This window comes from bacterium (assembly GCA_035527515.1).
Lineage (GTDB): Bacteria > B130-G9 > B130-G9 > B130-G9 > B130-G9 > B130-G9.
The window spans coordinates 1-4,955 of record DATLAJ010000076.1 but is presented as its reverse complement, the minus strand read 5'-3'; the positions used below and the strand labels follow the sequence as shown (position 1 = coordinate 4,955).

7 protein-coding genes are annotated in these 4,955 nt (G+C 56.1%); 4 read left to right on the top strand and 3 right to left on the bottom strand.

Going from position 1 to position 4,955, the window contains the following annotated elements; all coding sequences use genetic code 11:
• The first annotated feature begins 165 nt into the window (after positions 1-165).
• The 4 genes from VM163_05840 to VM163_05825 all read left to right on the top strand — a co-directional run bounded on the left by VM163_05840 (position 166) and on the right by VM163_05825 (position 2,870).
• Positions 166-537 (top strand): hypothetical protein, encoded by a 372-nt coding sequence (locus tag VM163_05840; GenBank protein HUT03394.1) that lies wholly within the window; start codon positions 166-168, stop codon positions 535-537.
• 28 nt (positions 538-565) lie between these two features.
• Positions 566-1,291: a SagB/ThcOx family dehydrogenase gene (locus VM163_05835; GenBank protein HUT03393.1), complete on the top strand. Its 726-nt coding sequence runs from the start codon at positions 566-568 to the stop codon at positions 1,289-1,291.
• A gap of 70 nt (positions 1,292-1,361) precedes the next feature.
• Positions 1,362-1,757, top strand: a complete 396-nt coding sequence (locus tag VM163_05830) for a DUF4186 domain-containing protein (GenBank protein ID HUT03392.1) — start codon at positions 1,362-1,364, stop codon at positions 1,755-1,757.
• Between the two features lie 126 nt (positions 1,758-1,883).
• The gene (locus VM163_05825; GenBank protein HUT03391.1) at positions 1,884-2,870 is read left to right on the top strand and encodes a ribokinase; all 987 of its coding nucleotides are present in this window, start codon (positions 1,884-1,886) and stop codon (positions 2,868-2,870) included.
• A 37-nt stretch (positions 2,871-2,907) separates the two neighbouring features.
• Here VM163_05825 and VM163_05820 read toward each other — a convergent pair whose 3' ends face one another.
• The 3 genes from VM163_05820 to VM163_05810 form a co-directional block, all read right to left on the bottom strand.
• Complete coding sequence (locus tag VM163_05820; protein ID HUT03390.1) at positions 2,908-4,134, bottom strand: cellulase family glycosylhydrolase; 1,227 nt, start codon at positions 4,132-4,134, stop codon at positions 2,908-2,910.
• Between the two features lie 231 nt (positions 4,135-4,365).
• On the bottom strand, positions 4,366-4,749 hold the full coding sequence (locus VM163_05815) for a hypothetical protein (GenBank protein ID HUT03389.1): 384 nt from the start codon (positions 4,747-4,749) through the stop codon (positions 4,366-4,368).
• Positions 4,736-4,955 (bottom strand): hypothetical protein (locus VM163_05810; GenBank protein HUT03388.1); only part of this gene is annotated, 220 nt, incomplete at its 5' end. The genes VM163_05815 and VM163_05810, both read right to left, overlap by 14 nt.

Sequence of the window (4,955 nt, the reverse complement as noted above, 5' to 3'; positions counted from 1 at the left end):
TGTTATCCCCGCGAGGGGCCCGCGGGGCCTGAACGAATTGAAGCATTCGGGTAGAGAACAAGAAACCGCAAGTTGAATTCTCGACAAGGTTAGTGTAACTTAGGGACGGAACTCTGCAAAATCGCATAGCCCAACAGGACCTCAGAACGTGAAAGGAAGCATGTAATGGACGATTTCTTAACGACTAATCCAACTGTCCGCGCATATCTTTTTCAGTTCCCCCTCTATATAGTATGGCTTATCGGCATCATTCTCAGCATGACGCGGTGGCAACAACACCCCAAGGCTTCGTTGGCGGCGTTGACCGCTTTCTCTCTCCTATTCATCGAATCGCTTGTGGGAACGCTGTTGAGTTATAACCTGCCGAGGCTTCTAACTGAGGGAGGACCCTTGGACGGGGAACACGTTGTGTTGGTTATTCACGTCGTGTGGTTTGGGCGGACAATCCTGCACGCGGTGCTTTGGGGGGTTGTGTTGGTGGCGATCTTCGGCTGGCGCAAGAGGCGTCGGTATGTTGATATGGAACAGGCCGTTTGACCGGAGAGCTTGCGAATGAGGTGCAGCGATGAGCAGCGTCGGCGATGAATTTCAACGGAAGACGAAGTACTCAGCGGATAGTATGGGCGGACACCGGCTTGACTGGAATGCCAAGCCTGACGTGTACAAGGAGTACCCGCAGACCAAGAAGATTGAGCTTCCGAGTTTCGAGCCTTCGCGACCGATGACGCTGGACGGGGCCCTTAAGCAGAGAAAGAGCGTTCGGGACTTCAAAGCAAGGCCCATAAGCCTGGGGCAGTTGGCTTATTTGCTTTGGGCATCGACGGGTGTGGAGAGGATAGAGCAGGGCTACGAGTTTCGGACGGCGCCATCGGCCGGAGCGCTCTATCCGATAGAGACTTATGTGATTGTCAACGAGGTGAGGAAACTGGAGCCCGGGCTTTACCACTACTCGATCAAGGCCCATCAGCTCGAAGAGTTGAGGCGGGGCGACTTTCGCGGACAGATTGCCGCTGCGGCGCTCGGGCAGGGGATGTGTGCGACTGCGGGCGTGGTTTTTGTGTGGTCGGCGGTGTTCGAGCGGTGCAAATGGAAGTATGGCCAGCGGGCGTATAGATATATTTATCTCGACGCGGGGCATATTGCGGAGAATCTGGCATTGGCGGCGGTCAGCTTGAATCTGGGCAGTTGCGAGATAGGGGCCTTATTCGACGACCAGGTCAACGCGATCCTCGGTCTCGACGGCGAAGAGGAAAGCGTAGTCTGCATGGGCGTAGTCGGTGTACCGGCGTAGGTCGGAAGCCAGAGGTCAGATGACAGAAATCGAGTATCGAGCCCTTCGGGGCAGGCATCGAGAATCGAGTATGTGTGATATTGACGATTTGTTTGCAGCTTTGGGGCGGTCGGAGTTTCGCAGCCGTTTCAAGCTTGGCGGCAAAGAGGCGCAGTATCTTATGGAGAAAGGGCTTGCGACGATTCTCGAACACGCGAGGGATTTCGTTATGAAGCGTCTGGCCGACACCGACCCGGCCAACGACGGCCGACAGACGCCCATGAGTAACCATCCGGTCTTTATCGCGCAGCACGCGACCGCGACGTGCTGTCGAAAGTGCCTGGCAAAATGGCACAAAATCCCCAAAGGCCGACCTCTGCTGCAAGTCGAGGTAGGCTACATTGTCAGGGTCATAGAACACTGGCTGAAGAGCCAGGATGCCTGTGTGGGGGCGTCGGGGGCAACGTCCAATTTGCCCAAGGTGTGATAATACCCCAAAAAAGGTGTTGCATTTGTGCGTTGAGGTGGTATAGTACGTCAGTGAAAAGGATTTCTCGGCACTGAAGGGGGGTGACGACAAGTCAATGGCAGCTTTTTATTTGCAGAGGCAGGAATGACGGGACGGAGTCCGAAAGTCGTAGTAATCGGCAGCACTTATGTTGAGATGACGGTTCGGTGCAGCCAGATTCCTTCTCCCGGCCAGAGCGTGGTAGGTTCGTCCCTTTCGTACAGTGCGGCCGGTCCGGGCCCCGACCAGGCCGTGCAGGCGGCGCTGTGCGGCTGCGAGGTTCATCTTATCAGCAAAGTCGGGGGCGATCACTGTGCAGAGCTGGTGAAAAGGGATTTGGCTGAGTTCAAAGTCAATACGGAGCTTGTTTGTGCCGCCGAGGCCAAGAATACCGGGATGGTCGTAACGCTGGTGAATAGTGCCGGAGAGAACGCCGCCTGTTTCTATGCCGGGGCAAATAGCGCTCTTCAGCCTCAGGACATAGATGCCGCCGAGCAGGTTATCTCCGACGCCGACGTCTGTCTTATTCACGGTGGATTGCCGTATCAGGCGCTTATAAAGGCGCTTCGCTGCGCAAATGTGCACGGCACAATGATCATTCTTGACCCCGCCAGACCGGTGGAGTCGAGGTGCATCGGAGGTGAGCAGGGCGGTGACCTTCCGATGGAGTTTTTCTCGGCCGACGTCCTTATTCCGAATCTGTGCGAGGCGGCTGAGATAACCGACAAGTCGGCAGGGAATATTCGCACGGCCAAACTCATAGGCTCAGACCTGGTTACCCGCGGCGTGAAGTATGCGGTCATCACTATGGGCAGGCGAGGCTGCATGGTCGTGGACAGGAACGGGGCCGATCAGATACCGTCCTTCAACGTGGAGCTGGTAGACCAGGCCGGCAGCGGGGACGCCTTCGCAGGTGCTCTGGCGGCTTGCTGTGCGGTGGGAGACGAGATACGGGAGGCTGTCAAGTTTGCATCGGCAGCGGGGGCGCTGGCCTGCTCGAAGTTCGGTTTCATCGAGGCCATGCCCACGAAGGCTGAGATCATTCAGCTTCTGCAGAGGGACGACATCGACGTGCTGCCGAGCAATCCGTAAAGGTGGCGACAGATATTGCGGGCCTTTCCATTCACCTTTAGCGTCGTATGAGCAGGTACTGCGGGCTTTGTGATGCCGTCAGCTCGAGGTCGTCTTCCTCCCAGGAGATTTCACGTTTCTTACCGAGCATATCGAGAAGCGTTCCATCGCCCTTTGGAATCGGGAGCTTTATCCGGTGTTTATCGCCTGTTGTCCAGAATGCTATCGCGCGACTCTCGCCCCTGGTCAGCTTAAGGGCGAAGTCTCGGTCGTCGCCCAAGTCGAGCTTCCCGTCGATTGAATACCCGGCCAGTGCATTCGACAAGGTTTTGGCCGCGAGGTAGGCTGCTTTGGGTTTGAGGTCGTGCATCACCGTCCCGAAGTGATGCTCGCGCTCGTCGGGATTTGTGCCGTCGTTTTTCCAGTCGTACCAAATACTGACCGGAATCTTCTGATAGAGGTTTATGAGGAATTCGCGGACGAGGTACTGTGCCTGCGTTTCTTCTGAGAGGCGTTTTCTGTTCCAGTTTATGTTTGAGTAGCCCCATTCGCCGGAGATGATGGGGATTGGCTTGTTGTCCGGGGCGTAGCGTTTGATCAGGTCGCGGAGTCTGGCGTAGTCTTTGATGACGGTTTCGGGCGGCTGGGAACGATATGGATGGATGCTGAGGACGTCAATCCACTTGAGCAGCCCCCTCTTGAAGCAGTCTTCGAGCCAGTCGAATGGTATTCCGGACGTGGCCGGCGCTACTACCAGACCCGATGGGTCGGCCTTTCTGAGCAGCGGGGCGGTCAGCTCTACGAGCTTGCAGTAGTCATCGGCGCTGGGCTGGGGGGTCCAGAACTGCTCGATATTGGGCTCGTTCCAGATTTCCCAGAGGATGCCTTTGCCGCTGTACCTTCTGGCGGCCGCTTCTGAGAAGGCGGCGAATGCCTTGCGGCCGGTCTCGGTGCGGACGCTGCGCTCGGCTTCGTAGAGGTTGTTGCTGTAGTCGAGGATGTAAAGGATGCGAATGCCGCGCTTGGTGCAGCCTTCGGTGAGGGCGTCGTAGCCGATTTTGCCGAAGTCATAGGCACCCTTTTGCCTTTCGACGCCCGACCAGCTCAGGTCCATCCGGATGAACCTGAAGCCGCCATCCCGGATCATCTCGAGGTCCTCCGGCTCCCCGCGAAAATGGATATTGACCCCGAAGCCATCGGGAATCGCCAACTCCGGCAGCGGGGCTGCGCCCAGGGCGGGCAACGCCAGAAGGCACGAGCACAGGATTACTCTTCTTCTGCTCATTTCGCTCCTCATTTCAAATCAAGCCGAATCTACTTTCTTCATGCGATACACTACAGGCTCGATTATGCCCTATGGGCGGAGCGCTTGTCAATGGTACCTTACAGGTACGTAAGATCAGGTGTCTCATAGACACATGAAATCAGCGCTGCGGGCTTGTGAGAGGAAGGTGAGCGAATCGGGACGGTGCTATTGAGGAGGTCGGCGGGGCGGATGTGGTACACGGGGACATCTTCAGCGAGTTTTCGCCGTCGCCTCAGTGGGTGGCTCCGCGGCAGCAAGTTCGACAGGGCACCATTGCGGGATGAGATCCTCTAAATTAGCCAAACGCTCCGAAACGTTCTCGCGGTACAAGAGATAGAATCTATCTCCATCTGGGTGCGGGTCTTCATCGAGGCGGTCGTTGATGCACGCTAACGCAAGCTGGAACTTGGTTAGGACGAGCTTCCCGACTTCCGCAGGAATCGAGCCTGGGAAGTAAGCTTGTTTGATCGAACCGATGCTCCATACCATCCTCGTCGCTTCACAAAGAGCCTTGCCGTCTTTTGACGCAAGGGCGAGCTCTAGCTTATCCATCCATTCCGCAAATGAGTTATCGATGTTTTCACGTCTTATCATTGCTGTTACCTTTCCCTTCTACGACAGTTGTAAGATTTGCTCCGATTGCTAAACCGCTTTTGACTTTGTCTGCCTCTGGTGATCCTATCCACCATCTCCGATACTCTGGGAGGTGCGTTTTGCAGAGGGTCGAGCATGCGTCGTAAAGGCTAGCAATAATTATTTTCGACTCATCACGATCTGGGGCCACGCCCCAGAGCATTCCA